The sequence below is a fragment of the Cupriavidus sp. GW822-FHT03E04 genome (genome assembly GCF_058801495.1).
This window is the reverse complement of the sequence record NZ_JBXANI010000004.1, coordinates 1-23,936: the sequence shown is the minus strand read 5'-3', so window position 1 is coordinate 23,936 and position 23,936 is coordinate 1. Positions and strand designations below refer to the sequence as shown.

24 protein-coding genes are annotated in these 23,936 nt (G+C 66.8%); 13 read left to right on the top strand and 11 right to left on the bottom strand.

The genetic code is table 11. From position 1 onward, the window contains the following. Nucleotides 1-23: 23 nt before the first annotated feature. The gene (locus tag AC1RQC_RS05935) at nt 24-956 is read right to left on the bottom strand and encodes a LysR substrate-binding domain-containing protein (protein WP_492882687.1); all 933 of its coding nucleotides are present in this window, start codon (nt 954-956) and stop codon (nt 24-26) included. 59 nt (nt 957-1,015) lie between these two features. Between AC1RQC_RS05935 and AC1RQC_RS05930 the strand changes: the two genes are divergently transcribed. Both AC1RQC_RS05930 and AC1RQC_RS05925 read left to right on the top strand, forming a co-directional pair. Further along, complete coding sequence (locus AC1RQC_RS05930; RefSeq protein ID WP_492371304.1) at nt 1,016-2,200, top strand: tartrate dehydrogenase; 1,185 nt, start codon at nt 1,016-1,018, stop codon at nt 2,198-2,200. A 247-nt stretch (nt 2,201-2,447) separates the two neighbouring features. Beyond that, nucleotides 2,448-2,699 (top strand): hypothetical protein, encoded by a 252-nt coding sequence (locus AC1RQC_RS05925; protein WP_006163098.1) that lies wholly within the window; start codon nt 2,448-2,450, stop codon nt 2,697-2,699. A 33-nt stretch (nt 2,700-2,732) separates the two neighbouring features. Here the strand turns inward: AC1RQC_RS05925 and AC1RQC_RS05920 are convergent, their stop codons facing one another. Together AC1RQC_RS05920 and AC1RQC_RS05915 are read right to left on the bottom strand one after the other, a co-directional pair. Beyond that, a complete protein-coding gene (locus tag AC1RQC_RS05920) occupies nt 2,733-3,476 on the bottom strand; it encodes an SDR family oxidoreductase (protein WP_492882685.1) in 744 nt (247 codons plus the stop codon). 208 nt (nt 3,477-3,684) lie between these two features. Next, complete coding sequence (locus AC1RQC_RS05915) at nt 3,685-4,596, bottom strand: LysR family transcriptional regulator (protein WP_492882683.1); 912 nt, start codon at nt 4,594-4,596, stop codon at nt 3,685-3,687. 275 nt (nt 4,597-4,871) lie between these two features. On the opposite strand from AC1RQC_RS05915, the gene AC1RQC_RS05910 reads away from it, so the two are divergent. From AC1RQC_RS05910 to AC1RQC_RS05900, 3 genes are all read left to right on the top strand, one after another. Next, complete coding sequence (locus tag AC1RQC_RS05910) at nt 4,872-5,606, top strand: DNA/RNA non-specific endonuclease (RefSeq protein ID WP_492371301.1); 735 nt, start codon at nt 4,872-4,874, stop codon at nt 5,604-5,606. A 122-nt stretch (nt 5,607-5,728) separates the two neighbouring features. After that, nucleotides 5,729-6,448: a dienelactone hydrolase family protein gene (locus tag AC1RQC_RS05905; protein WP_492882681.1), complete on the top strand. Its 720-nt coding sequence runs from the start codon at nt 5,729-5,731 to the stop codon at nt 6,446-6,448. Between the two features lie 305 nt (nt 6,449-6,753). Next, nucleotides 6,754-8,295: a fatty acyl-CoA synthetase gene (locus AC1RQC_RS05900; protein WP_492809563.1), complete on the top strand. Its 1,542-nt coding sequence runs from the start codon at nt 6,754-6,756 to the stop codon at nt 8,293-8,295. 10 nt (nt 8,296-8,305) lie between these two features. Here AC1RQC_RS05900 and AC1RQC_RS05895 read toward each other — a convergent pair whose 3' ends face one another. The 3 genes from AC1RQC_RS05895 to AC1RQC_RS05885 all read right to left on the bottom strand — a co-directional run bounded on the left by AC1RQC_RS05895 (nt 8,306) and on the right by AC1RQC_RS05885 (nt 10,425). Continuing rightward, complete coding sequence (locus tag AC1RQC_RS05895; RefSeq protein ID WP_492371298.1) at nt 8,306-8,986, bottom strand: type 1 glutamine amidotransferase domain-containing protein; 681 nt, start codon at nt 8,984-8,986, stop codon at nt 8,306-8,308. Nucleotides 8,987-9,116: 130 nt separating this feature from the next. Continuing rightward, complete coding sequence (locus AC1RQC_RS05890; RefSeq protein ID WP_492371297.1) at nt 9,117-9,794, bottom strand: outer membrane lipoprotein; 678 nt, start codon at nt 9,792-9,794, stop codon at nt 9,117-9,119. Nucleotides 9,795-9,972: 178 nt separating this feature from the next. Then, nucleotides 9,973-10,425: a MarR family winged helix-turn-helix transcriptional regulator gene (locus tag AC1RQC_RS05885; protein ID WP_492371296.1), complete on the bottom strand. Its 453-nt coding sequence runs from the start codon at nt 10,423-10,425 to the stop codon at nt 9,973-9,975. Between the two features lie 202 nt (nt 10,426-10,627). Here AC1RQC_RS05885 and AC1RQC_RS05880 point away from each other — a divergent pair, with 202 nt between their 5' ends. Next, nucleotides 10,628-11,197, top strand: coding sequence for a YggT family protein (locus AC1RQC_RS05880; RefSeq protein WP_492371295.1), 570 nt, complete (start codon nt 10,628-10,630; stop codon nt 11,195-11,197). 209 nt (nt 11,198-11,406) lie between these two features. Further along, nucleotides 11,407-11,685 (top strand): hypothetical protein, encoded by a 279-nt coding sequence (locus AC1RQC_RS05875; protein WP_253930380.1) that lies wholly within the window; start codon nt 11,407-11,409, stop codon nt 11,683-11,685. A gap of 157 nt (nt 11,686-11,842) precedes the next feature. On the opposite strand, the gene AC1RQC_RS05870 is transcribed toward AC1RQC_RS05875, so the two are convergent. Further along, nucleotides 11,843-12,772, bottom strand: coding sequence for a LysR family transcriptional regulator (locus tag AC1RQC_RS05870; protein WP_150991598.1), 930 nt, complete (start codon nt 12,770-12,772; stop codon nt 11,843-11,845). Between the two features lie 141 nt (nt 12,773-12,913). Between AC1RQC_RS05870 and AC1RQC_RS05865 the strand changes: the two genes are divergently transcribed. Beyond that, nucleotides 12,914-13,762: an IclR family transcriptional regulator gene (locus AC1RQC_RS05865; protein ID WP_492371294.1), complete on the top strand. Its 849-nt coding sequence runs from the start codon at nt 12,914-12,916 to the stop codon at nt 13,760-13,762. A 13-nt stretch (nt 13,763-13,775) separates the two neighbouring features. Here AC1RQC_RS05865 and AC1RQC_RS05860 read toward each other — a convergent pair whose 3' ends face one another. After that, entirely contained in the window at nt 13,776-14,657 is an 882-nt protein-coding gene (locus AC1RQC_RS05860) for a phytanoyl-CoA dioxygenase family protein (RefSeq protein WP_492371293.1), read from the bottom strand. 169 nt (nt 14,658-14,826) lie between these two features. Here AC1RQC_RS05860 and AC1RQC_RS05855 point away from each other — a divergent pair, with 169 nt between their 5' ends. The 5 genes from AC1RQC_RS05855 to AC1RQC_RS05835 all read left to right on the top strand — a co-directional run bounded on the left by AC1RQC_RS05855 (nt 14,827) and on the right by AC1RQC_RS05835 (nt 20,999). After that, nucleotides 14,827-15,747, top strand: coding sequence for an AAA family ATPase (locus AC1RQC_RS05855; protein ID WP_043357117.1), 921 nt, complete (start codon nt 14,827-14,829; stop codon nt 15,745-15,747). 6 nt (nt 15,748-15,753) lie between these two features. Then, nucleotides 15,754-16,800: a DUF58 domain-containing protein gene (locus AC1RQC_RS05850; protein WP_492882679.1), complete on the top strand. Its 1,047-nt coding sequence runs from the start codon at nt 15,754-15,756 to the stop codon at nt 16,798-16,800. Continuing rightward, nucleotides 16,797-18,824, top strand: a complete 2,028-nt coding sequence (locus AC1RQC_RS05845; RefSeq protein ID WP_492882677.1) for a transglutaminase TgpA family protein — start codon at nt 16,797-16,799, stop codon at nt 18,822-18,824. The genes AC1RQC_RS05850 and AC1RQC_RS05845 overlap by 4 nt, the downstream gene beginning before the upstream one ends. 115 nt (nt 18,825-18,939) lie before the next feature. Then, complete coding sequence (locus AC1RQC_RS05840) at nt 18,940-19,428, top strand: MarR family winged helix-turn-helix transcriptional regulator (protein WP_492371290.1); 489 nt, start codon at nt 18,940-18,942, stop codon at nt 19,426-19,428. Next, a complete protein-coding gene (locus AC1RQC_RS05835) occupies nt 19,425-20,999 on the top strand; it encodes an MFS transporter (RefSeq protein WP_492371289.1) in 1,575 nt (524 codons plus the stop codon). Before AC1RQC_RS05840 ends, AC1RQC_RS05835 begins: the two co-directional genes overlap by 4 nt. A 231-nt stretch (nt 21,000-21,230) precedes the next feature. On the opposite strand, the gene AC1RQC_RS05830 is transcribed toward AC1RQC_RS05835, so the two are convergent. The 3 genes from AC1RQC_RS05830 to AC1RQC_RS05820 all read right to left on the bottom strand — a co-directional run bounded on the left by AC1RQC_RS05830 (nt 21,231) and on the right by AC1RQC_RS05820 (nt 23,750). Continuing rightward, nucleotides 21,231-21,548, bottom strand: a complete 318-nt coding sequence (locus AC1RQC_RS05830) for a hypothetical protein (protein WP_006164639.1) — start codon at nt 21,546-21,548, stop codon at nt 21,231-21,233. Nucleotides 21,549-21,819: 271 nt separating this feature from the next. After that, nucleotides 21,820-23,283, bottom strand: coding sequence for a DegQ family serine endoprotease (locus AC1RQC_RS05825; protein ID WP_492371288.1), 1,464 nt, complete (start codon nt 23,281-23,283; stop codon nt 21,820-21,822). Between the two features lie 143 nt (nt 23,284-23,426). After that, nucleotides 23,427-23,750 (bottom strand): GIY-YIG nuclease family protein, encoded by a 324-nt coding sequence (locus AC1RQC_RS05820; protein WP_492371287.1) that lies wholly within the window; start codon nt 23,748-23,750, stop codon nt 23,427-23,429. Nucleotides 23,751-23,936 lie beyond the last annotated feature (186 nt).

Sequence of the window (23,936 nt, the reverse complement as noted above, 5' to 3'; positions counted from 1 at the left end):
AGCATCAACCGAATTGACCGATATCAGCCTCGCATGCTGCCATGCGAGGCCGCCCGCTCGCGAAAGAACGCCTCGAAGAATTCCACGCAAACCCGGATCTTGGCCGAGGTGGTCAGGCGCGACGGGTACACCGCCCAGATGTTCGCCTCTTGATGGCATTCGGGCAGGATCTGCTCAAGTTCACCCGTGGCCAACTGCGGGCCCACGTCCCATAGCGAGCGCAGCACGATGCCGCGCCCGTCGACCGCCCAGCGCACCACGATCTCGCCGTGGTTGGACGAGAGCGGCCCGGTGACCTTGACGGTCTGCTCGATGTTGCCATTCATCCCGTTACGCAGCTTCCAGACACCGAAGGGATGGTCGCGCTCCTTGATCACCAGGCAATCATGGCTGGCGAGGTCGGCCAGCGTGCGCGGCCGGCCCAGGCGCGCGAGGTAGGCGGGGGCCGCGCACAGGATCCGGTGGTTGTCGCCAAGCCGGCGCGCGATATGGTGCGGTGCGATCTCATCGCCCACTCGGATATCGAGGTCGAAGCCTTCCGTGGCTACATCCACCAACCGGTCGAACACCTCGAAGCGCACCTGGAGCGCGGGATAGCGCATAGACAACTCCGAGATCGCCGGCGCCACGACGACGCGGCCGAAGCCGAAGCTGGAGCAAACCCGCAGCAGGCCACGCGGCTCGCGGCGCGCGCTGGAGACTTCCTCGTAGAGACGGTCCACATCGTCGAGGATACGCTGCGCCAGCGCATACACCCGCTCGCCATCGTCGCTCACTACCACGCGGCGGGTAGTGCGGTGAAACAACTTGACCGCAAGTGCGGCTTCGAGCAGCTGGATCCGCTTGCTGATATAGGCAGGCGAAACGCCGAGTGCCTCGGCAGCGGCGGCAAAGCTGGACTTGCGCGCCACTTCGATGAAGACCCGCAGGTCCTCGTTGAGCACGTCATTCTTCACGATGTGTGTTTTATGGCATTACAGTTTGGCCGATTATATTCCGCCTGAAGTTGCTTACCATGGGCCTCCCCGATCCCATCAGTGAGGACTCCAACGTGAACCCGACCTCCCCCACGCCCCTGCGCATTGCCGTCATCCCTGGCGACGGCATCGGCAATGAAGTCATGCCCGAAGGCCTGCGCGTGCTGGAAGCCGCCGCCGAGCGCTACTCGCTGGCGCTTGAATTCGTCCGCTTCGACTGGGCGCACTGCGACTACTACCTGCAAACCGGCGCGATGATGCCGGCGGACTGGCGTGAGCAACTGGAAGGGTTCGACGCGTTGTATTTCGGCGCGGTGGGCTGGCCGGCCAAAGTGCCGGATCATGTCTCGCTGTGGGGCTCGCTGCTGAAGTTCCGGCGCGAGTTCGACCAGTACGTGAACCTGCGCCCGGTGCGGCTATTCGAGGGCGTGCCTTGCCCGCTGGCCAACCGCAAGCCGGGCGACATCGATTTCTTCGTGGTGCGCGAGAACACCGAGGGGGAATACACCTCGCTGGGCGGCCGCATGTTCGAGGGCACGCAGCGCGAGGTGGTGTTGCAGGAATCCGTGTTCAGCCGCGTGGGCACCGACCGCGTGCTGCGCTACGCCTTCGCGCTGGCGCAATCGCGGCCGCGCCGCCACCTCACGGTGGCGACCAAGTCCAACGGCATCGCGGTCAGCATGCCGTACTGGGACGAACGCGCCGACGCCATGGCAAAGCACTACCCGGATGTGACGGTTGACCGGCAGCACATCGACATCCTCACGGCGCGCTTCGTGCTGCAACCAGACCGCTTCGATGTGGTGGTGGCTTCCAACCTGTTCGGCGACATCCTCTCCGACCTGGGCCCCGCCTGCGCCGGCACCATCGGGCTGGCGCCTTCGGCCAATCTCAACCCGGACCGCACGTTTCCCTCGCTGTTCGAGCCGGTCCATGGTTCGGCGCCGGACATCTACGGCAAGGCCATCGCCAACCCGATCGCGATGATCTGGTCGGGTGCGCTGATGCTGGACTTCCTCAGCAGCACCGAAGGCTTGGCGGCGGCCGACAGCGCACGCTACCGCGAAGCGCACGATGCCATCGTGCAGGCTATCGAGGCCGTGCTGGCGCAGGGTCCGCGCACGCCGGACCTGGGCGGCGAAGCGCGCACGGATGACGTGGGCGCGGCCATTGCGGCGATTGTGCGCAACGCCAAGCCACTAGCGAACGCACTCGCTGCATAGCTGCGTGGCGCATGTGCCGTGCGTGCGCGCCAAGGGCCGCGGCACAGGCTTTTGCGGCAGCAAGGATCATGCCATTGCATGGCGCGATTCGTGCCCTCGACTTGCTGTGGTTTGCGATGTCTTGCCCAACTGTTTCCAGACTGATGCCTGACGCGTAAAACGATCGGATGCGCCGAGAAAGTGTTTGTCCTTTCCGGTGCATACGTTCTACCTTACGAGTGTGCGCCCTGCCTTTCCGGAGACCGCAATGGCAATCCGTTCCACCGCCTCACACAGCACCGCGCAGTTGCGACGGCTCGTCGGCCAGTTGCAGGCCGAGGTCGATTCGCTTGATCACCTGGCGATCTTCGACGCCGAGACCCAGACCGCGCTGGGCCAGGCGCGCGATCGCCTCACTCAAGGCATCGAGGCGATCGAAGATGCCATCCAGAGCCTGCGCACCCTGCAGCAGGTGCGCCCCTCGGCCATGCGCAGCCGAAAGACACCGCGCGCTGCCTGATCCACAGGGGCGCGGCCTTGTTGCCCGCAATGCTCAGAATTCCTGCACGGTCGGGCGCAGCACAATCTCGTTGATATCCACGTCGGCCGGCTGCTCGATCGCATAGGCGATAGCGCGCGCCACCGAATCGGCCGGGATGGCTTGCTGATAGAACTCGCCCACCACCTTGGCGCTTTCCGCGTGGGAGCTGCCCAGCTTGAGCTCCGAGTCGACCGCGCCCGGCGAAATCACCGTGGTGCGGATCGCGCCGCCGGTTTCATGCCGCAGGCCTTCGGAAATGGCGCGCACCGCGAACTTGGTACCGCTGTACACCGTGCCGCCCGGGCTGAACACCTTTACGCCCGCGACCGAGGCAATATTGATGAAGTGCCCCGTGCCCTGCTTCTGGAACACTGGCAGCGCGGCGGCGATGCCATACAGCACGCCCTTGATGTTGATGTCGATCATGCGCTCCCATTCCTCGACCTTGGCCTCGCTCATGGGGGCGATGGCCATGAGGCCCGCGTTGTTGATCATGACATCGATGCGGCCGAAGCTGGCCACGGCCTTTTGCACCAAGGCCTCGACATCGGCGCGCCGGCTCACGTCGGCTACCACCACCTCCACCTTGCCGCCCTTGGCGCGGATCTCGGCCGCCAGGGATTCCAGGCGGTCGCCGCGACGCGCGGCCAGCACCAGCGAGGCGCCCGCCGCGCCCAGGTGATGCGCGGTGGCTTCGCCCAGCCCGCTGCTGGCGCCGGTGATGACGACAACCTTGCTTGCGATGTTCGTGCTCATTGTTCACTCCGGAAAACTGCAGGCGCGCTGCCTGCGGATGGGAGTGATTATCTTGGCTGCGACGATCAATCAAAATGGAAACGTTTTGATTTCAGTATTCCATTTTCTGGAACTCATCAGCTAACGGCTATCGGCTATCGGCTATCGGCTAACCCTGCCCGGCGGCGGCATGCCACCGTCCACTCGTTCAAGCCAGCGGGAAGCGCGCTCAGCGCGCCGGCACGGCATCCTTGTCGCCGAAGTAAGCCACCAGCGCGTCGAACACCAGCCGGATGCGCATCGGCACCGGGCTACGGCGCGAGCGGTAGATGTACAAACCCCACGGCGCGGGCGCGAAGCGCTCCAGCACGCTGACGAGGCGGCCCGAGCGCAGATGGGGCTGCGCGAGATAGTCAGGCAACTGACCGTAGGCGAGCCCGGAGAGGATCGCCTCCATTTCGGTCTCCGGGTCGTCGGTGAGAAACGCTGGCGCGCGCGGATTGAACTGCTCGCCCTGCGCGAAATACCACGGCCAGGCGCGGCCGCTGCTGCGGTCGATCAGGCCTGTGGTGGGCAGCGCGGCGAGTTGGGCCAGGTCGGCGGGCTTGCCGACGCGCGCCACCAGCTCCGGCGTGCCCACGATATGGAAGCCCACCCGCGTCGTCATGCGCGCCACCAGCCGCTGGTCGCGGAACATGCCGAGGCGCAGGCCGATGTCGATCTCGTCGTCGACCACATCGGCGATCTGGTCCGAGAGCCGGATATCGAGCGTGATGCCCGGATGCGCCAGCGCCACCTTCCGCAGCGCCACCAGCAGATGCTGCCGCCCCAGCGTGCTCGGCGCGGTAATGCGCACGACGCCCTTGAGCTCCGTGTCCGAGCGGCTGGCCGGATGCGCGAACAGGCTATCGACATCGACGAGCGCCGCGCGGGCGCGCTCGGCCAGCCGCTCGCCGGCGGCGGTGATGCGAATCTGGCGGGTGTTGCGGTGGAACAGCGGCTCGCCCACGGCTTCCTCGAGGTCCTTGACCGCGCGGGTGACGGTTTGCGGCGACGTGCCCAGCCGCGTCGCGGCCGCCTTGAACGAAGCCGACTCCGCTGCCGCGCAGAAGATCCTCAGCATTTCCAGCCGGTTGAGCATGGTGGTGTGCGCCGTGAAAAGCGCAGGTGCGTGGGTGATGATGCAAAAGCGCGATTATAGGAGCCGCCGCGGCGTTGAATGAGAACTGTCTCATTGCCACCCTGGTCAATGTAGGTTGCGCATCGCTCGTTCCGCATCGCGCTTCTGTCTGGCAGAATGCCCGGCTCCCGCGCACGGCCTGCGCCATCCTGCGCGACGGTGCAATGTCCTCTGACGGCTCTCGCCGGCTTTTTGCCGTCTCTTCAATCTGCAAGCTGTAAGGATTCCTTTCTCGCATGAAGACGTTTTTTGTCTCGGTGGCGCTGTGCCTGGCATCTGGCGTGGCCAGCGCTTCCGGTAGCTTTGCCCAATGTCCTCAATTCTTCGCGCAAAGCGCGGCCCCCAAGGCACCGAGCTCGGCCGAGCTTAAGCTGCGCCCGCTTTGCTATGACGCCTTTGCGGTCATGCACTCGGGCCGCAGCAAGACCCCGCTGTACGTGGCCGAGCGCCTGTCGCGCGCGCAACTGATCGATGCCAGGGACGAAGCACGAACGAATCGCTTCTTTTCCGATGCGCGCCTGCCCCGCGCCGAGCGGGCGGAACTGGACGATTACAAAGGCAATGAAGGCATCGACCGTGGCCATATGTCGCCTGCGGCCGACCAGCCGACCGCGCAAGCCATGTCGCAATCGTTCACGCTTGCCAACGTGGTGCCGCAATACAGCCAGAACAACCGCAAGGCATGGGCCTCCATCGAAAAGGCCACGCGCAAGTACGCCATGCGCGCGGCCGGCGATGTCTATGTCATCACGGGCCCAGTCTTCGATGGCAACGTTCGCACCATCGGCAACGGCAAGGTCTGGGTCCCCACATACCTCTACAAGCTCGTCTACGATCCATCGACCAACCGCGCCTGGGCGCACTGGATCGAAAACTCCGACGCCGCCCGGCCGGGCAAGCCGATCTCCTACGGCGAACTGGTCAAGCGCACCGGCATCGAGTTCCTGCCTGGCGTTCAGCCGGCAAGCTGATGCGCCAGACGTGCCGGGCTGCGGCACGCCCGGCACGTCTGCCCGGACAGTGGCACACTTGCAGCTTTCCGGATTTCTGTCCTGCCGATCAACGTCACTGAGTGTCAATGGAGCAAGCAAGCATGCCTAACCACAGCAACAGCCAATGGATCCGCGTTGAAACCGAAGGTGGCGCCTTCGATGCCTACCTGGCCCTGCCGCCCACGGGCAAGGTGGCCAATGCACCGGGCATCGTGCTGGTGCAGGAAATCTTCGGCGTCAATGAACATATCCGCGCGGTAGCGGACCAGTACGCCCTCGACGGCTACGTGGTGCTGGCGCCGGACGTGTTCTGGCGCCTGGCGCCGCGCGTGGAGCTCGGCTATGCGGGCGCGGACATGGCGCGCGCGATGGAGTTGCGCCAGAAGGTGGATGTGGAGCTGGCGGTGAAAGACATCGCCGCCAGCTCCAAGGCGCTGCGCGGCCAGCTCAGCCCGGGCGCAAAGATTGCGGCGGTGGGCTACTGCTTCGGTGGCCTGATGGCCTACCTGAGCGCCGCGCGCGGCCTGGTCGATGCGGCGGTTCCTTACTATGGCGGCGGCATCCAGAACAATCTGCAGGAAGCCGCCAGTATCAAGGTGCCGGTCCAGTTCCACTACGGCGCGCTCGATGCGCATATCCCGGCTGACGCCGTCGAGAAAGTGCGCGCGGCCGTGGCCGGCAATCTCCAGGCGGAAATCCACGTCTATGCGCAGGCCGATCACGGCTTCAACTGCTGGGCGCGCGGCTCGTATCATCAGCCGTCCGCCGCGCTGGCCCATGGCCGAGCCCTGACTTTCCTGGCTGGCGCGCTGTCCGCCTGAGCCGGCGGTAGCGGCAGCCGGCAGCCGCCGCCACCGGGCTGCATACACGCACGCGCCATGGCCCTGCCGTGGCGCGCTGCCTCGCTTTATCGTCCCCTTGCGCCGGGCGTCCTGCCCGGCGTCTCTCGCCTTCCCCCACGCCAGAGCGGCTTGCGCCTGTGCCGTCCCGCCCCTATGCTGGCCCCTCGAAGGCCAACGCCGCGGCCATGGCATCGTGCTTGCGCCAGGCATGCAATGACGCGATCAAACCCCGCGGCATCGGCTCTCAAGACTTGCTGGACCCTAAAACCATAACGGAGACCACCATGCAGTCAGAGCAGCAGCGCGTCCTGCGCAATACCATCCCCGATGCCCTCGCCCGCGCGGTACGGCGCAGCCCCGACAAGGTGGCGCTGCGCTTTGGCGAACGCAGCTGGACCTATCGCGAACTCGAGGCCGCGGCGGCCAGCGTGGGCGCCGCGCTGCAACGGTGGGGCCTGCGCCCCGGCGACCGCGTGGCGGCGTTCGGCAAGAATTCGGATGCCTACGTGCTGCTGTGGCTGGGCTGCCTGCGTGCCGGGCTGATCCATGTGCCGGTGAATTTCTCGATGACGCGCGGCGAGGTCGAATACATCGTCGCCCAGTCCGGCGCCAGCGCGCTGTTCGCCGACCCGGCGCTGGCCGCGCACGTCGAAGGGCTGCCTTGCCCATTGCTGGGGAGCCTGCATGGCGGCGGCCAGCGCGACGTGCTGACGGCGGCCAAGGGCCCCGCCGGGGAGATCCTCGCCACCCTTGACGACGCCATGCCGGCGCAGATCCTCTACACCTCCGGCACCACGTCCGCGCCCAAGGGGGCGGTGCTGACGCATCGCGCCTTGCTGGCCGAATACATGAGCGCCATCGCCACGTGCGACATCAAGCCGGAGGATGACGCGCTGGCTGCGCTGCCGCTCTACCATTCCGCGCAGATGCATGTCTTCCTGATGCCGCTGCTGCTGATGGGCGGCAGCATCCTGCTGGCGCAAAGTCCCGAGCCGGGCTTCTGCCTGCGCACGGTGCGCGAGGCCGGCATCACCAGCTTCTTTGCGCCACCCACCGTATGGATTGCGCTGCTGCGCCACGCGGACTTCGATCCGCGCCAGCTGGTCTCGCTGACCAAGGCCTATTACGGCGCCTCGATCATGCCGCTGCCGGTGCTGCAGGAGCTACGCGAGCGACTGCCCGCGCTGGGCTTTTTCAACTGCTACGGACAAAGCGAGATCGGCCCGCTGGCCACGGTGCTCGGCCCCGATGAGCACCGCGAGCGGCCCGCTTCGGCCGGGCGGCCCGTGCTGAATGTGGAAACCCGCATCGTCGACGAAAAGATGCAGGACGCCAGACCCGGCGAGCTCGGCGAGATCGTGCACCGTTCGCCGCAATTGCTCACCGAGTACTGGGACAAGCCGGAGCAGACCGCCGAGGCCTTCAGCGGCGGCTGGTTCCACTCGGGCGACCTGGGCTATATGGACGAGGGCGGCTATCTGTATGTGGTGGACCGCATCAAGGACGTGATCAATTCCGGCGGCGTGCTGGTATCCAGCCGTGAAGTCGAGGAGTGCCTGTACCAGCATGAGGCCGTGGCGGAAGTCGCCGTCTTCGCGCTGCCGCACCCCAAGTGGGTGGAAGCCGTGGCGGCTTGCGTGGTGCTCAAGCGCGAGACGCGCGCTGAGGAGGAGGCGCTGCTTGCCCATGCCCGCGCCGCGCTCGCCCCGTACAAGGTGCCCAAGCGCATCGTGTTCGTGCCCGACCTGCCGCGCAACACCGCCGGCAAACTGCTCAAGCGGCAATTGCGCGAGGATTACGCGAACTTGTTCGGGACAGGCGCGTAGGCGAAGGCGATCAGGACTTCAGCAACGTCAGCAAGGCCTCGGCCGCTGCGGCCGACGAAGCAGGATTCTGCCCGGTCACGAGCCGCTGCGCCACCAGCGCGTAGCTCTGCCAGTCGGCCGCCTTGCTGTAGTGGCCGCCCAACCGCTTGAGTTCATCCTCGACCAGGAAGGGCACCACCTCGGTCAACTGGACGGCGGCCTCCTCGGCATTGGAAAAGCCGGTCACCGCCTTGCCCCGCACCAGCGGCTCACCGTCCGGGCCACGCACATGGCGCAGCACGCCGGGCGCGTGGCACACGGCGGCAACCGGCTTGCCAGCGGCATACATGCTCTCGATCAGCGCGATGGAAGCGCGATCCTCGGCGAGGTCCCATAACGGGCCGTGGCCACCGGGATAGAACACGGCGTCGTAGTCGCCACCCTTGACCTGCGCGAGCTTTAGCGTGCTGGCCAGGGCAGCCTGGGCCGCGGCGTCCTTGCGCAAGCGTCCGGTGGCTTCGGTCTGCGCATCGGGCGCGTCGCTCTTGGGGTCCAGCGGCGGCTGGCCGCCCTGGGGCGAGGCCAGCGTGATGTCGGCCCCCGCATCGCGGAACACATAGTAGGGCGAGGCAAACTCTTCAAGCCAGAAGCCGGTTTTCTTGCCAGTATTGCCCAACTGGTCATGCGAGGTCAGAACCATCAGGATCTTCATGCTGTGCTCCTTGCTGTGGGATGAACGGCGCCAGGCGAAGGAGCGGGTGCGCTATGCGCGGCCGCCTCTCCACCCGGGAACCCTAACACCCTTAGACCTCAGACAATAGAAGATCCGGGCAACCCCATCGTCAGTAAGGCATTGCCACGCCGTTCTGCACCTTGACCCGGTCGCCGTTGCGCAGGTTGTACGGCGTCGACTGGGTCAGCGTGAGGTAGCTGTTGTCGGTGGTGCGCACGCGGATGCGGTACGCGGGCGGTGCCGTGTTGGCACGCTTCTCCACCTCGTTGCCGGCCACCGCGCCAACCACCGCGCCGCCGATGGTCGCGACCGTATTGCCGCGGCCGCCGCCCACCTGGTGGCCGAGCAGGCCGCCAACCATGCCGCCGATCAAAGTACCGGCGACGCCGCCGCTAGCCGGCTGTCCCGGCAACATCTCGATGGATTCAACCTGGCCATAGCGCACGCCGTAGGCATCGTTGCCGTAGGCGGCTTGCGGCTGGCTCGCCTGCGGATAGCCGGCTTGCGGGTAACCCTGTTGCGGATAGCTCTCCTGTACCGGCGCCTGCGGGTAGCCCGATTGCGGGTAGTCGGCCTGAGGGTAAGCGGGTTGCTGGTAGCCCTGCTGCGGATAGGCCACGGGGTAAGCGCCACCCGCCTGCGTGCTGCTGCCGTACGTGCCCGAATTGCCATAGGCCCCGTAGCCGCCATACCCGCCGCCATATGGCGCGCTCACGCAGCCGGCCAGGGCGCCCGCTGCAAGCAAGGCAAGCGCGGCGGTACGAAGGGGGAAAGAAGGGAAAGGCATCGGGGAAACTCCTGCGGTAGCAACGCGAGTGGGAATGCGCGCGAGTCTAGGGCCGCAGGAGCGCCTCGGGTGTCACCGAGGCTTGTGATTGGTAACCGCCTGTAACGGGGAGTGCCTGCCGGGTAAAAAAAACCCTTTTTCCCGCTTCAGGAATGCTTCAGGGGTGCTTCAAGGGCGCTCAGACGCGCTCCGCGCCATCGTCGTTGAAGGCCGTGAGGCGTGCCACGCGGAAGGTGCCGCGCAGCGATTCCAGCTCGCTCCGGTGCAGCATGGCCAGCCGGTTAAGGAAGCGCTCGCCCTTGGCCATCAGGTGGACCTCGACAATGCGGCGGTCATCCGGGTTGGCCTTGCGCTTGACCAGCCCGGCCGCCTCGCAGCGGTTGACCAGCGCGACCACGCCGTGCTGCTTGGCCTGCAAGCGCTCGGCGAGCTCGCCGATCGATGCCCAGTCCTTGCCGGCACAGCCGCGGATATGCAGCATCAGCAGGTATTGCTGCACGGTCAGCCCTTCGCTCTGGGCGGCATCTTCTGAAAACCGCAGGAAACGCCGCAGTTGGTAGCGAAAATCGGAAAGTGCCTCGAAATCCTGCTTGTCAAGCGGGGATTTGGATGCGGCAGGCTGGCGGGTCATAAGGGGCAGCGTCTGGGCGCTGGGGAACTTGGCTCGACGCTCATTATAGGGGCTGCCCCCAGCGGTTCCGCGGACGTGCGGCAGTGCCAGGTTCCGGGGCCAGGCCAGGGTTTCGACCTGCGCCGATGCGGGTATGGCAGAATCTGTGCGTTCGCAGACACTCCTGACTGCCGACATCACACTTCCACCGGAATCGAAACCGATGTTCTCGGAAATCGCCCTTTTCCTGCTCGATACCGTCTTCAGCTTGTTCGGCATGGCGCTGCTGCTGCGCCTGTGGATGCAATGGACACGGCTGCCCACGCGCAATCCCGTCTCGCAAGGCGTATTCCAGGTCACCGACTGGCTGGTGCGGCCCTTACGCCGGTTCATTCCCGGCCTTGGCGGCATCGACTGGGCCACCTTGATCGGCGCCTGGCTGACCGCCCTGGCGTTCCTGCTGCTGGTGCTGCTGGTCTCCGGCGCCGACCCGCTGACCTACCTGCCGCTGATCCTGCTGATCGCCGTGCTCAATGTGCTGAAGTGGGGCATCAGCATGGTGATGTGGGTCACGCTGCTGATGGCGATTCTGTCGTGGGTCAACCCGCACTCACCCGTTACGCCCGCCATCAACCACCTGACCGAGCCGCTGCTGCGCCCGATCCGCCGCGTGATTCCGCGCCTGGGCGGCTTCGATATCTCGCCGCTGGCGCTTTTCGTGATCGCGCAGATCCTGCTGATGATCATTGCCCGCCTTGGCGCGGGATTGTTCGGCGCGCGATTTGGCCTCTGAAGACATCTAAAGACCACTAAAGACCTCTGAAGGTCTTTGAAGGCCCCGCCGGCAAGGGATGTCTGTGGGTGCCCCGGGCCCAGGCCCGGGGCATTGTCCATAGTGACGAACAGTGTTTTGGTGATTGACGCTTTTTCCTGGGCAGATGTAGGCATACATTACAGCCAACGTGGAACACACCACGATATGCCCGAAGGAAGAAAAGCATCATGAAGACCCTCGCACAAACCCGCACCCTCGCCGTTTCCCTCCTCTGCGCCATCGGCCTGTCGATGGCCGCCGCCTCCGCGCACGCCAGTACGCCGGTTTCCGACCTGGCTCGCCTCGATGGCAGCATCGGCCGCACGGTCGACGCGTTCACCGACGGTGCCCGCAACGGCCCGCGCGACCCGTTCACCGATGGCGCCCGCAGCGGCCCGCGTGACCCGTACACCGACGGCGCGCGCGGCGTGAACGAGCCCCGCAGCAGCTTCAGCGACGGCGCCTGAGCGCAACCTGGCATTCGCCAGGTGTGGAAGAGACAGTTAGATAGTCAGAGATAGTCAGCAAGTGCTCACGGTGTGAGCAACATTGTCAGCGCGGACATGGGCAGGCCTGCCAGCCGCCCACCCCCAACCGCAATGACCCCCACAGCCGCGCCAGCCCTCACGGGCCGGGCGCGGCTGCGTCGTTTCGGTCCTGCAGTTCGGAGGCCATCATGGCTTCCACCGCCTCCATGAAGACGCGTACCTTGCGCGGCTGCAGCCGGCGATCGGGCAGCAAGGCAAAGACCCGCAGCGGCGGCGGCGGGTAGTCCGGCAGCACCTTGACCAGCCGTCCCTGGGCGACTTCTGCTTCGCAATAGATCAGCGACAACCGGGCAATGCCAAGGCCGGCCAGGGCGCCCTGCAGCCGCAGCTCGGCGTTGGCGGTCTGCATGCGCGGCCGGATCGGTACCGCCACGCGCTCGCCATCGCGGGTAAATTCCCACATGCCGTCACCGGGCGTGGTCAGGGTTGGCAGGTTGGCCAGGTCTTCGGGCTGCAGTTGCAGCGGCAGGCCGGCGGCCAGCGCCGGCGCCGCGAACAGGCCTCGCTCCACATGATAGATGCGCCGCGCCACGGTCCCGGAATCGGGCAGGTCGGCATCGACCGCGACAAAGGCGACGTCGAATCCGTCACGAATGGGATCGACCATGCCTTGCGAGATCTCCACCTTCACGTCCAGTGCCGGGTGGGCCGCCAGCGTGCGGCAGATCACGCCGCCCAGTTGCTGGGCGCCAAACTCGTACGGCGCGGCGATGCGCAGCACGCCTTGCACCCGCTCTTCGCGCGCCAGTGTTTCCTGGCGGATCTCACGCAGCCGCGCGAACAAGGGCGCCACGTCGCGGTACACCGCGCTGCCGGCGTCGGTCAGGCGCATGCGCCGGGTTGTGCGCTGGAGCAGCTTGGAGCCGATGGCCGACTCAAGCCGCGCAACCGCCGCCGAGACCCGGGACTTGGGACAGTCGAGCTGCTCGGCCGCAGCCGTGAAAGTGCCTTGCTCCACCACGCAGCAGAAGGCTTCCCAATCGTTCCACTGGATTGTCTCGTTCACCAGGCGATGTTTCCTTTACAAGCTATGTTTCCCAAACGCGCGACATTATGCGCGCAGCGGGCGCGCCACTGGCGCGCGTCCCGCATTTCCTCTACCCTTTCGGCCTTTCCGTGTGTATTCGGCAATCAGCCGAACCAACCGATGGCCAGCCCTGCCGCTCCCGACAATTCCGACCACCCGGCCACGGATGCTTCCGTGGCGCCCGCCGCCGCGCCGGGCCCGGAGAAGCCGAGCGATAGCTATGTGCAGTCCTTTGCACGCGGGCTCTCGGTCATCCGTGCCTTTGACGCGCAGCACCCCGCCCAGACGCTGAGCGAGATCGCGCAGGCCAGCGGCCTGACCCGCGCCGGCGCGCGGCGCATTCTGCTGACCCTGGTCGGCCTGGGCTATGTGCGCGCCGATGGCCGCCTGTTCCGCCTGACCCCCAAGATCCTCGACCTGGGCTTCGCCTACCTGACCTCGATGCCGTTCTGGAACCTGGCCGAGCCGATCATGGAGGCGTTGTCGCAGGAGGTGCGTGAAAGCTGCTCGATCTCCGTGCTGGACGGCACCGAGATTGTCTACGTGCTGCGGGTGCCAGCGCGCAAGATCATGACGATCAACCTGTCCATCGGCAGCCGGCTTCCGGCCTATTGCTCGTCGATGGGCCGCGTGCTGCTGGCCGGCCTGCCGCTTGAGGAGCTCGACCGGGTGCTGGGCGCTAGCGAACTGCGCGCCCGTACCAGCCGCACCGTCACCGATCCCGCCGAGCTCAAGGCCATCATCGCCGGCATCCGCACACGCGGCTGGGCCCAGAACGACCAGGAGCTGGAAGAAGGGCTGGTTTCGCTGGCCGCGCCGATCCGCAACCGTGCCGGCCAGGTCATCGCCGCCATCAATATCAGCGGCCAGGCCAACCGCACCAGCGCCGACGACATGGCCAGCAGCTTCCTGCCGCCACTGCTGGCCGCCTCCGAGAAAATCTCGAACCTGATCAGCCTGCGGAGCTGATGCGCCAGCGCGGTTAGCGCATGGGCGTTGCCGGCGTGGGCAGCTCGACGCTGCCGAACTCGGCCGAGCGGGTGCCCGGCAGCGGATGGTTGCTGGCACCGTGGTAGGCGAAGGCGACCGACAACTTGACCGCTTCGGAAACGTTCTGGCCTGCGCTGTGAAACAGCCGGCTGTCGAACAGCAGCACGTCGCCGCGTTCCAGGGCCAGCGGCCGCACGCCTTGCAGCATGGCCTGGCTGGCCGGATGCGACTCGATCAGGAATTCGGCCGCATCGAGCTGGCCGGGTTCGAGCGCGACGGTGTGCGAGCCGGGAATCACGCGCAGCACGCCGTTGCTCTCATCCTCCCTGCCCAGCGCCAGCCACACCGTCACCAGCTCCGGGCGAGCAAATGACCAGTAGCGGGTATCACGGTGCCAGCCGGTCTGGCTGCCATAGTGCGGATGCTTGGTCATCACGCAGTTGTGGTGAGCGAGAGTCAGGCGCACCGGCTCGCCCAGCAAGCTCGCCACCACCTGCCCCACCGCGGGATCGGCGGCCCATGCACGGAACGCATCGTCGCGCCCATAGGCCTGGCGCAAGCGCCGCACCGTGGCCCCTCCGACGGCGTCGCGGCTTGCGGGCGCGCCGGGATAGCCTAGCTCGGCTTCATATTCGACCGGCGCCGCCGCCGCGGCCAGTTGCGCGCGTGCAACCTGCTCGAGCTGGTCGCAGACCGCGGGCGGGGCAAAGCCGCGCAGCACGATATAGCCATCTGCGTGAAAGGCGCGGTTGAGTTCGTTCAAGTCTGCAGCGGTCGGGGCGATGGCCGAAGCGATGGAAGCGGTGGAAACCTTGGAAGCCGTGGAAGCCACTTTGGAAGCGGCACCCGGCGGGACAGCAAGCGGGGAGTTCATTGCAGCGGATGGGGGGTTGGCTGGGCCGACAGCTTCGATAATGCCAGAAGCCGGGCGAATCGGCGCGCCCCGCGTGTGTTGGGTGCTCGTTGCGTGCGCAAACAGACTGTTCCCGCGCCTAGGCGCGCCGCTACAATGGCCGGGTTCTCCCCCGACCCGCAGGCTCCACGTGACAGCTCGCCCACGCATCGTCGCATCGCTCTCCGAGGCGGAAGCCCAGCTTGGCCGCATCGTCCTGGGCAAGCCCCGGCAGATCCGGCTGGCGCTGGCCTGCATGCTGGCACGTGGCCATCTGCTGCTGGAGGACCTGCCGGGCGTGGGCAAGACCACGCTCGCCCACGCGCTGGCGCGCACGTTGGGGCTACAGTTCCAGCGCGTGCAGTTCACCAGCGACCTGTTGCCCGCCGACCTGATCGGCGTCTCCGTCTTCGTGCGCGACAGTGCGGAATTCCGCTTCCATCGCGGCCCCGTGTTCGCGCAGGTGGTGCTTGCCGACGAGATCAACCGCGCCACCCCCAAGACGCAGAGCGCCCTGCTGGAGGCGATGGCGGAGGGACAAGTCACCCACGACGGCGTCACCCATGCCTTGCCGTCCCCGTTCTTTGTCATCGCCACGCAGAATCCGCTGGACCAGATCGGCACGCACGCCTTGCCCGAATCGCAGCTCGACCGCTTCACCATGCGCCTGTCGCTGGGTTATCCCGATCCGGCTTTCGAGCGCGTGCTCTACCTCGGCGGGGCAGCGCCCGCGGCCGGCACGCCCGTGATGGATGCCGAGCAGGTGGCCGCGCTGCAGCAGGCCGCGGCCCAGGTCTATGCCGGCCCGGCGCTGGTGGACTACGCCCTGGCGCTGGTGCAGGCCACACGCGCGCACTCCGCCTTTGCCGCCGGGCTGTCGCCGCGGGCAGGCCTGGCGCTGCTGGCCTGCGCGCGCGCCTGGGCGCTGCTGCACCAGCGCGACAGCGTGCTGCCCGAAGACGTGCAGGCGGTCTTCATGCCAGTGGCGGGCCACCGGCTGCTGCCGTCCGGCGCAGCCGGCGGTGGCCAGGAGGCGCTTACCCGCCTGCTGGCTGACGTAGCCATTCCCTGACGCCCGATGGCACGCGGCCGGCCGTTTTCCTCGCCGGGCACGGCATCCCCGGCCGCGCCTGGCCCCAAGCGGCAGGCATGGGCGTCGCCACCCTGGCTGCAGCGCCGGCGCGCCCCCCGGCAAGGCGTGGTAACGCTCGACCGCCGTCACCTGTACATCTTGCCCACCCGGGCCGGCCTGGGCTTCGCGGTGTTGCTGATGGCCATGCTGCTGACTTCGCTGAACTACAACATCAGCCTGGGCTTCGCCCTCACCTTCCTGCTCGGCGGCATCGGCATGGCCTGCATGTGGCAGGCCTACCGCAACCTGCTCGACATGACGGTGGCCGGTGTCAGCGCGGCGCCAGCCTTTGCCGGCGAGCCGGCGGCATTCAGCCTGCGCATTTCAGGCAGCGACGCGCCGGTGCGCATCGGCGTGGAGGCGAGCCTGCCGGCCCAGGCCGGCGCGCTGCCTGCCCGCCTGAGCCTGGCACGGGATGCCTCCGGCCAGCTGATCTTGCACATGCCTACCAACCAGCGCGGCTGGCTGGCGCTGCCGCGCGTCACGCTCTCGAGCCGTTTTCCGCTGGGCCTGTTCCGGGTGTGGAGCTATGCCGACCTGCCGCTGGCCGCGCTGGTCTACCCAAGGCCGGAACCTGGCGCACCGCCTCTGCCTTTTGCCGCGCAGCCCGACGACGATGGCGCGGCGTCTTTGCCCTCGGACGATGGCACGGATCAGTTGCGGCGCTACCGCAGCGGCGATCCGCTGCACCGCATCGCCTGGAAACATAGCGCGCGTACCGGCCGCTGGCTGAGCCGCACCGGCGAGGCCGGCAGCCTGCCGACCTGCTGGCTGGACTGGCAGGCCCTGCCACAACGACTCGGCATCGAGGCGAGGCTATCGCGCCTGTGCGCCTGGGTGGTGGCCGCGGGCGACACCATGGAAATCGGCCTGCGGCTGCCTGGGGTCGATATCCCGCCCGGCCGCGGGGGCGCGCATCGCCGCGCCTGCCTCGAAGCCCTGGCCCTGTGGCCGGGACGCGCAGGTCAAGCCCCGCCGGAGCGCACACCGTGAAGCTGCCACCGCGCCCCCTTGCGCACGAAGAGCATGGCCTGCTGCTGAGCCAGCTGGCACTGGTGCTCGCGCCGCAGGCGCGCAGCCTGCCGGTGACCATCAGCGTCTTGCTGGTCTTGCTGCTGGCGTGGCGCTGGCTGTTGTGGCACCAGCGCGCGCCGCTGCCCTCGCGCCTGATGCTCGGGATCATCGCGGGGCTGGTGATGCTGGTGGCCGCCGCACTGGTCTGGCAGGCCGGCGGCAACATGGGGCGCGACCTGTCGGTGGCGCTGCTGGGCGCCTTCGTCGTGCTCAAATTGCTGGAGTGCCGGGTGCTGGCCGATGCCACGCTGGTTACCCAGCTGTGCTTTTACCTACTGCTGAGCCTGTACCTGTTTGACCAGCCGTTCTGGCTGGCCTTGTACAGCCTTGCCATTGCCGCCTGGCTGCTGCGCAACTGGCTTTTCCTGGGGCATCCCGAGGCGCGCGGCTATCTTGCCGTGTGGCCGTTGCTCGGCCGCCTGACGCTGATCGGGCTACCCTGGGCGCTGCTGCTCTTTGTCTTGTTTCCGCGCCTGGATCGTCCACTGTGGCGGCTGCCGCAAGCCGAGGCCGTGGCCACTACCGGCATCAGCGACACCATGAGCCCGGGCAGCGTGAGCCGGCTCACCCAGTCGACCGAAGTCGCACTGCGCGCCGACGTGCAAGGCGGTCCGTTGCCGGCCAGCGCCCTGTACTGGCGCGCGCTGGTGCTGTGGCAATTCGATGGACAGACCTGGCGGCCATCGCCCCTCCGGCAGCGGCGCGCGCAGCCGGCGCCGGGCTTGCCGGCGGCCAACGACACGGCTGCGGATGCCGGGCCTGGCGAAACGGTTGGCAACGCCTCGGCCAACGGGATCGTCAACTACAGCATCACGCTGGAGCCCAACCAGCACGCGTGGCTGTTCCTGCTCGACCGTGGCCAGGCGATTGCCCCCGGCGCCGGCGCGGTGATCAATGCCGACGGGGAGTTTTTTACGCGCGACCCGGTGGACCGGCGCCTGCGCTACCGCGCGCGTTCGGCTCCCGCCGCAGCGCAGCCTCTCGATCTGGCGACGCGAGAGCTGGCGCTGGCATTGCCGCCGGGCAACCCGCGCACGCGGGCGCTCGCCGCCGCGTGGGCGGAGCAATACCCGGATCCCGCCCAGCGGGCGCGGGCCGCGCTGCGGCTGTTTGCCGCCGCACCGTTCAGCTACACGCTCTCGCCTTCGCCGCTTGGCCACGAGCAGGTCGACAGTTTCCTGTTCGACACGCAACGTGGCTTTTGCGAGCATTACGCCAGCAGCTTCGTGTTCCTGATGCGCGCAGCCGGCGTGCCGGCGCGCGTGGTCACCGGCTATCTCGGCGGCGAGTACAACCCCATCGGCGGCAACTACATCGTGCGGCAGGCCGATGCCCACGCATGGGCGGAAATCTGGCTCGAGGGGCGCGGCTGGGTGCGCGTCGATCCCACCAGCGCGGTGGCGCCAAGCCGGGTCGAGCGCGGCATCGACGCCGCACTGGAGGCCAGCGAGATCGAAGCGCTGCACGCGATGCGAGACCCGGGCTGGCTGCGGAACCTGCGCTGGGGCATGGACGGCATGGTCTACACCTGGCAGCGCTGGGTATTGCAATACGATCGCGGCCAGCAGGCCCGCCTGATGCAGCAGCTCGGCATCGGCGACAGCGTGCCGCAAGTCCTGCTGGGTGGACTGGCGGCGCTGAGCCTGCTGGCGCTCCTGCCGCTCGTGCTCAAGCGCCGCCGGATCGATCCCGTGCAAGCCGCCTACGCACGCTTCTGCCGCCAGCTGGCACGCCGCGGTTGCGTGCGCGCGCCGTCCGAAGGGCCGCAAGATTTTGCAGCGCGGGCCGCGCGCGCCCTCCCGGCTGCCGCGCTGGCAGTGCGGGACTTCAGCGATCGCTACACCAGGCTGCGCTACGGCCGCCTGGCGCCGGCGCAGCACTCGGCCGAGCTTGCCGGGCTGCGCCAAGCGCTGCGGCGGCTTTGCCGTCACCTTGCTCGCTGAGCATAGCGAGCGCCGGGAGGCATCAGCGCCCTGACTTGTTTCAGATGATATAATTACGTTTGTAATTATATTGCCGGACCGGCTCCGTTGCTCCGGCATCACCTGACTCCCCGCCATGTCCTTCGAAGACCGCATTGACCGCTTCTGCGCGGGCCATCCGGAAGCACCGCGCGACCTGATCCTGGCGTCCCGGCTGCTCATGCGCACCGCACGCCTGCTGCGCAGCCACATCGATCGCGCGCTAGCGGCCTTCGAGCTGGACCTGCAGCAATACCTCGCCATCAGCCTGCTCGCCACCGACGACGACCAGCCCAGCCTGCCATCCGAGCTCGGCATCACGCTCGACGCCACGCGCACGCAGATGACCCGGCTGATGGACGGCCTCGAAGCGCGCGGCCTGGTGCGCCGGCACACCTCGGCGCAGGACCGCCGCAGCACCGAGCTGGTACTGACAGCCGCCGGCCACCGCATGCTGGAGCGTGCCGCCCCGGCCGTGCATGCGGCCTACGCCGAAGCCTGGGGGCCGGTAGGCGAAAGCGGCCTGGCCGCTGCCACGCGTGCGCTCAACCGGATGCACCAGAACCTGCTGACGCTGGAACCATGAAAACCGTGTCTGCCTTACGGCCGCTGCGGCTCGGGCTGCGGTGGCTGCGCCTGCTCAGCCACCGGCAGCGCCAGACCCTGGTGATGTTGCTGCTTGCGCTGGCCACCTCGGTGGAGTTCCTTGAGAACATCATGTTCGTGTTCGCATCGAGCCATATCGTTGGCGGCGTCGATGCCGATCCGCGCAGCTTCGCCCTGGTCCAGGCCGCGTACGCGGTGGGCAGCATGTTGATGATCCTCAAGCAGCAGTGGCTGGCGCAGCGCTTTGGCTATCGCTACTACCTCACCGGCGCGCTGCTGATCTTCATGGCGGGCACGCTGGCGGCGGCCACCAGCCATTCGCTGCCGCAGCTGGTGGGCGCGCGCTTTGTGCAGGGCGTGGGCGGCGGGGCGCTGTTTACCAGCTGCCGCATCTTGGTCAATGTGATGTTCGCGCCAGCCGACCGGCCACGCGCTTCGCGCATCTTCATGCTGGGGATCTTTGCCGCCTCCGCGCTGGCGCCCGCCATGGCAGCCGAGCTAATCGACCGTGGCGTGTGGCAGGACGTGTTCTACGGCGTGCTGCCCTTCGCCGCGCTGGCAACGCTGGGGGCGTGGCTGCTGCTGCCAGACGCCGAGCCGCGCGAGGACGATCCCGGCCCCGCGCTGGGCCCGCTGCTGCTATTCGGCGCGGCGGTGGTGACCCTGCAGGCCGCCATGACGGAGGCGCGCTTCGATATCTTCTCGCACCCACTGCGGCTGGCGCTGATCTGCGCGGCGGGTGTCGGACTGCTGATGGGGTTTCTCTGGCAGCAATGGCATCACAGCACGCCGGTGCTCCATCTGCGCGCGCTGCGCAATCCGGTCTACCTGACCGGGCTGGCCATGTATTTTGTTTACTACCTGATCAGCAACCTGAGCAGCTACGTGTTCCCGATCTACGCCGAGCAGGCGCTCGGGCTGCCGCTGGCGACCACCGGCTGGCTCAACACCTTCGCCGCCACGGTCAGCCTGGCCGGCATCTTCGTCTACCTGCGCCTGGCCCCAAAACTGCCGCACAAGAAGCCGCTGATGGCAAGCGGCCTGCTGCTGATGGCCGGGGCCGCGTGGTGGTTTTCGTCGATGCCGCCCAACGCTGGCCCGTCGGCGCTGGCGTGGGGACTGGTGGGCAAGGGCCTGTTTGGCGTGATGGTCATCATCCCGATTGCCGGACTCACCTTCCGTTCGCTGGCAGGCGACGATTTCGCCCACGGCTACCGCAGCAAGAACCTGCTGCGCCAGATCGCCGCGTCCTTCGCGTCCGCGCTTGGCGCCGTGCTTTTGCAGAACCGGCAGTTCGCGGTACACACGAGCCTGACCGGCGCCCTTGGCCAGCACACGGCAGAGACGCAGCAGTGGATGGCGGCCGCCCAGGCAGCCTTGAGCGCGCGTGGGCTGGATCCGGGCCATGCCTATCAGGCCGCGCTGGCGCAGCTTGCCGGCCTGGTCGATACGCAGGCCAGGCTGATTGCCTGCGAGGATCTGTATCGGCTGATCGCGGCGCTTGCGCTGATGGCTGCTGTCTTTATGCTGGCGCAACGCCGTCTCGATTGAAGCGCGCTTGCTGCAAGACTGGGAGTTGGATGCCGGGGCGCGGGCAGATCTGTCTGCCGCACAGGCTACGCAGTGTCGGCCCGAGGGGCTGGAGCAGCGTGTTGGATCTGGTAAATCTGGCTGAATCTGGCTGGCATGCCGGAGCGGATCGCTCCGGGGAGTCGCGGCGCGGGGCGCGCGCGGCTGTCGCTTTCCGGGAAAGCGTCGGGTCGGCTAGTTAATCGGTTCTAGTCAGAACAGAGCGAGCTGGCGCATGCCAAAGCCGATGGTTTCTTCCACGCGCATGCGGGCGTGAGCGAGCGAGCCCTCCGCACCGGAGTAATTGCCTGCGGCCCAGTGATAGACCACCGGCATGTCGCCGCGATCGGACAGGCGAACTTCGCCCAGTTTCTCGCCGCGCTCATTGCGGTAGAAATGCGAACGGTAGCCACGCTCCCAGTGCGGGGCTTCGGCTTTCTTGCGTCGGCGCGGGGTGGGCGAGGCTTGCGGCAGGCGCCGCGCTCTCTCGGTACCCGTGGTCGCGGACGCGCGGGTGAAATCCAACTGCATAGACTTCCTTGTGTCATCGAGTCTGCAGGACAATTTCGCATTAATGGCCCAGGATGGTCAAGGCCGTTACTGCGTGTCCTGCTTCGCAGTCGAGATGATACCTGTTACCGCGCGTTCTGGCAGCCCTATTGCACCGGAATTCGGCGTCCACTAAGGCTTGGCGGGCCGACACGTATACCTTCGCGCCGGCCCGTCCGCCATTTATGCCGAGGTTAACTCGGGGTTAACTTCGCGGTTAACTCCCTGGCTAACTCCGTGGCCGGCTTTGCCGTTAACCCAGGTCCAGTGGGATAAAGATACGGGCATCGTCACGTTGCACCAGCAGTGCAACCTGCTTGCCAGACTTCGCTACCAGGGCCCGCAACTGCTCCGCCGAGCTGATCGGCGTGCCGTTGATGGACAGGATGACGTCACCCGGCTGGATGCCCACCTTGGCCGCCGGGCCTGCGACATCTTCGACCACCAGCCCGCCGTCGATCCCGCTGTCGCGCTTCTCGGTCGGGCTCAGCGGGCGAACCGCCAGGCCAAGCTTGCCGCCGGCGTCATTGGCGGGGGTCTTGCCAGCGATTGCCGCATCCTTGGCCGTGCCGACCTTCACCGTCAGGGTCAGGGGCTCGCCCTTGCGGATCACCTTCAGCGAAGTCTGCGTGCCCGGCGCAATGTCGGCCACATGCTCAGGCAAGTCGCCCGAATGGTCGATCACGTCGTTGCCAAGCTGCACGATCACGTCGCCCGGTTTGAGGCCGGCCTTGGCGGCCGGGCTGTCCGGCTCCACCGAGTTGACCAGCGCCCCGCTAGGCTTGGGCAGGCCGAACGATTGCGCCAGGGCCTGGTTGATCTCCTGCACGCCGATGCCGAGACGGCCGCGCGTGACCTTGCCATGCGCCACCAGCTGCGCCTGCACCTTGGTGGCCACGTCGATGGGAATCGAGAACGACAACCCCTGGTAACCGCCGGTCTGGCTGTAGATCTGCGAATTGATGCCGATCACTTCGCCCCGCTGGTTGAACAGAGGGCCGCCCGAGTTGCCGGGATTGACCGCGACATCGGTCTGGATAAACGGCACATAGGTGTCATCGGGCAAGGAGCGCGATTTCGCGCTGACGATGCCGCCGGTGACCGTATTCTCGAAACCGTAAGGCGAGCCGATGGCCAGCACCGGCTCACCCACGCGTACGCGCGAGGGGTCGCCCAGGCGCACGGTCGGCAGATCCTTGGCGTCGATCTTGATCACTGCGACGTCCGTTTGCGCATCCGCGCCCAGCACCTTGGCCTTGAATTCGCGGCGGTCGGTCAGTTTGACCGTCACCTCCTGAGCGCCGTCCACCACGTGCGCATTGGTCAGGATCAGACCCTCGGGGCTGACGATAAAGCCCGAGCCAAGGCCACGCACAAGTTGCTGCTGGCCATTCTGCGGTCCCTGGAATTGCGGGCCGAAGCGCTTGAAGAACTGGAACAGGGGATCATCCGGGTCCATGCCCTGCGGCACTTGCGCCGAAGCGTGCTGGGCACGCGCCGTAACACTGATATTGACCACCGCCGGACCGTACTGGTCGACGATGCTCGAGAAATCGGTGGGCGCGGCCACGGCCAGCGGCTGGGCCGAGGCCGTCACGGGCGCCTGGGCGGCATATCCCGGCGTGATCACTTCCTTCTGCAGATAGGCATACCCCCCGGCAAGAGCGGCCAGGGCAGCAATGCCAATGGCGGAGCGTGCAAGCGTCTGGCGAATCATGGCGTTTTCCTTTCTTGGTTACCTCAGGCGTCCGGGCTATCTGGACGCGACAGGACCATCCTAAAGGCCGATCCTTAAACCAGACTTAAGGAAGCGTAGAAGGCACTGTCGGGATCAAGAAGGGTGCCACCGATGCGGGGTATTCAAGGTGCGAGGATATTGCTCAAGCCAGGATCGACGGCTGAAGCATCGGGCATCTCTGTCGCCAATTGCGCGCAAAAACTCCGCTTCTGCGCGGAAGTCAGCCGCTTCGCCGCCGCTTCAGCTTTTGAGGCTTCCGAGCGATTGTCGAAGCGCTGCCAGCCCAGGATCCTGACTGGCTTGCGCGATCGCGTATATTTAGCGCCCGTTCCTGCCAGATGCTGGGCGAAGCGCCGCTCCACATCCGTGGTGATACCGGTGTAGATCGTGTTGCCCTCGCATTCGAGCAGGTAAAGAAACCACGGGGCTTCGCCGTCAGCTGGCATTCGAAATGAGCTAGAAAAGGGGAGGCAAGATGGCCGGAGCGGCAATTATGCTTGCTGCCATCACTTTTCGCAGCCGCAAAAGCAAAACCCCCCAGTACTTTCGTACTGGGGGGTTTCAAGGGAGAGCCTGGCGATTACCTACTTTCACACGGGTATCCGCACTATCATCGGCGTGGAGTCGTTTCA

Bases quoted from the DNA above. Each gene is read 5' to 3' on its own strand.
- AC1RQC_RS05930 (WP_492371304.1), top strand. From the start codon at position 1,016: ATGGGCCTCCCCGATCCCATCAGTGAGGACTCCAACGTGAACCCGACC.
- AC1RQC_RS05925 (WP_006163098.1), top strand. From the start codon at position 2,448: ATGGCAATCCGTTCCACCGCCTCACACAGCACCGCGCAGTTGCGACGG.
- AC1RQC_RS05920 (WP_492882685.1), bottom strand. From the start codon at position 3,476: ATGAGCACGAACATCGCAAGCAAGGTTGTCGTCATCACCGGCGCCAGC.
- AC1RQC_RS05915 (WP_492882683.1), bottom strand. From the start codon at position 4,596: ATGCTCAACCGGCTGGAAATGCTGAGGATCTTCTGCGCGGCAGCGGAG.
- AC1RQC_RS05910 (WP_492371301.1), top strand. From the start codon at position 4,872: ATGAAGACGTTTTTTGTCTCGGTGGCGCTGTGCCTGGCATCTGGCGTG.
- AC1RQC_RS05905 (WP_492882681.1), top strand. From the start codon at position 5,729: ATGCCTAACCACAGCAACAGCCAATGGATCCGCGTTGAAACCGAAGGT.
- AC1RQC_RS05900 (WP_492809563.1), top strand. From the start codon at position 6,754: ATGCAGTCAGAGCAGCAGCGCGTCCTGCGCAATACCATCCCCGATGCC.
- AC1RQC_RS05895 (WP_492371298.1), bottom strand. From the start codon at position 8,986: ATGAAGATCCTGATGGTTCTGACCTCGCATGACCAGTTGGGCAATACT.
- AC1RQC_RS05890 (WP_492371297.1), bottom strand. From the start codon at position 9,794: ATGCCTTTCCCTTCTTTCCCCCTTCGTACCGCCGCGCTTGCCTTGCTT.
- AC1RQC_RS05885 (WP_492371296.1), bottom strand. From the start codon at position 10,425: ATGACCCGCCAGCCTGCCGCATCCAAATCCCCGCTTGACAAGCAGGAT.
- AC1RQC_RS05880 (WP_492371295.1), top strand. From the start codon at position 10,628: ATGTTCTCGGAAATCGCCCTTTTCCTGCTCGATACCGTCTTCAGCTTG.
- AC1RQC_RS05875 (WP_253930380.1), top strand. From the start codon at position 11,407: ATGAAGACCCTCGCACAAACCCGCACCCTCGCCGTTTCCCTCCTCTGC.
- AC1RQC_RS05865 (WP_492371294.1), top strand. From the start codon at position 12,914: ATGGCCAGCCCTGCCGCTCCCGACAATTCCGACCACCCGGCCACGGAT.
- AC1RQC_RS05860 (WP_492371293.1), bottom strand. From the start codon at position 14,657: ATGAACTCCCCGCTTGCTGTCCCGCCGGGTGCCGCTTCCAAAGTGGCT.
- AC1RQC_RS05850 (WP_492882679.1), top strand. From the start codon at position 15,754: ATGGCACGCGGCCGGCCGTTTTCCTCGCCGGGCACGGCATCCCCGGCC.
- AC1RQC_RS05840 (WP_492371290.1), top strand. From the start codon at position 18,940: ATGTCCTTCGAAGACCGCATTGACCGCTTCTGCGCGGGCCATCCGGAA.
- AC1RQC_RS05835 (WP_492371289.1), top strand. From the start codon at position 19,425: ATGAAAACCGTGTCTGCCTTACGGCCGCTGCGGCTCGGGCTGCGGTGG.
- AC1RQC_RS05830 (WP_006164639.1), bottom strand. From the start codon at position 21,548: ATGCAGTTGGATTTCACCCGCGCGTCCGCGACCACGGGTACCGAGAGA.
- AC1RQC_RS05825 (WP_492371288.1), bottom strand. From the start codon at position 23,283: ATGATTCGCCAGACGCTTGCACGCTCCGCCATTGGCATTGCTGCCCTG.
- AC1RQC_RS05820 (WP_492371287.1), bottom strand. From the start codon at position 23,750: ATGCCAGCTGACGGCGAAGCCCCGTGGTTTCTTTACCTGCTCGAATGC.